Here is a 1,232-nt window from a genome sequence, read left to right as displayed (position 1 = left end):
GTGGTGTCAAACTGGCTAGTGTTGAGGTCGATGTGACCAAAGCCAGTAAAGGAACACCTGAATACAAAATACTGAATGAGCCCCCACCAAATAGCCAAGTCAAGCTGAGCAACGGCACTGAATTTAAGACCAATTCAAGCGGTTACGTTGATGAAATTACCTACAGTCCGTCGTTGAATAAAGGCGTCCGTGATGCACGCCAAACGGCAGTTGGCAAAGAGGGATTGCCAACGGATGTGGGGGGGCACATCCAGGGTTGTCAGCTTGGTGGTACCTGTGACAGATTCAACCTTTTTCCGCAGGATGGTAATTTCAATAACTCTGCCTATAAGCGGTGGGAAACAGAAATTAAGAAGGGGTTGAACAACGGTGATCAGGTCGGCGCCGTGACAGTGCGCTTTTCTAGAGCGGATCCTGTGTCGGCAAGACCAGATTCATTAGTTATTGACTACTCAATCAATGGAACAAAAATGCGTAAGTCATTCAGGAATGAGGCCGGGCAATGAGCATTGAGCAACAAGTACAGGTCTTGAATGCGATCACGCAGATCATGCATGACTCTGCGAATGGTCCGTACGAAGAAATGCGTTGTGAGTTTGAGTATGAAGTTTATGACGGAGGGTGGTCTGTAGGTTCTAAATACTCATTCGTTCGCGATGGCTTGTTCTTCAGCGAGCTTTTGGATGACCCTGAAGATAGAGCTTCTAGTCACGTCCATAAGTTGCACGAGCTGATGAGGTCGCACACGGGTGGTGATTGGAGAAAATTTGTACTGGTTATCGACCCTAGTGGAAAGGCTAATACAAAATTCATTTATTAAGTTGGTGCAAAAGCACCTGCCCAGATCGACAGTCCGCCCGTAGGAAATAGGGGTCAGACCACGGTTTTGTTTTTTAGAGTTCAGCAGAGTTGCTCTTTAAAAACATGATTTATTTTTTGTAATTATTCCACTCTGTTGGCCTGTTGAAGGGCGGCTAAGCTGTAAGCTCTTATCCAGTTAGGGGCTTATATGGCTCGCCGTCCTAGGGTTTTACTGCCGGATATCCCGTTGCATAATATTCAGCGGGGAAACAATCGGTCTGCGTGTTTTTATTCAGATGAAGACTATATTTTTTACATTGATACATTAGCCGTGCTTGCTGAATTGTATGGCTGTAAAGTTCACGCATTGTGCTTGATGAAAAATCATGTTCATTTGTTGTTGACTCCCAGCTGCTGCGCAGGGGCTGGCT

Annotated in this window: 3 protein-coding genes; all 3 read left to right on the top strand. The window is 45.9% G+C overall.

Translation table 11 applies throughout. The features are described from left to right. The coding region (locus ACI77D_RS29270) for a DNA/RNA non-specific endonuclease (protein WP_407018094.1) at positions 1 to 506 on the top strand (506 nt) is incomplete at its 5' end. Then, on the top strand, positions 503 to 820 hold the full coding sequence (locus ACI77D_RS29265) for a hypothetical protein (protein WP_221293614.1): 318 nt from the start codon (positions 503 to 505) through the stop codon (positions 818 to 820). The genes ACI77D_RS29270 and ACI77D_RS29265, both read left to right, overlap by 4 nt. Before the next feature lie 189 nt (positions 821 to 1,009). After that, positions 1,010 to 1,232: transposase (locus ACI77D_RS29260; RefSeq protein ID WP_407018093.1), on the top strand; the 223-nt coding region annotated here is incomplete at its 3' end.

Source organism: Pseudomonas sp. O39, from assembly GCF_045447295.1.
Classification (GTDB): domain Bacteria; phylum Pseudomonadota; class Gammaproteobacteria; order Pseudomonadales; family Pseudomonadaceae; genus Aquipseudomonas; species Aquipseudomonas antarctica_A.
The sequence above is the reverse complement of the archived record's forward strand: the minus strand, read 5'-3'. Positions and strand labels throughout refer to the sequence as shown.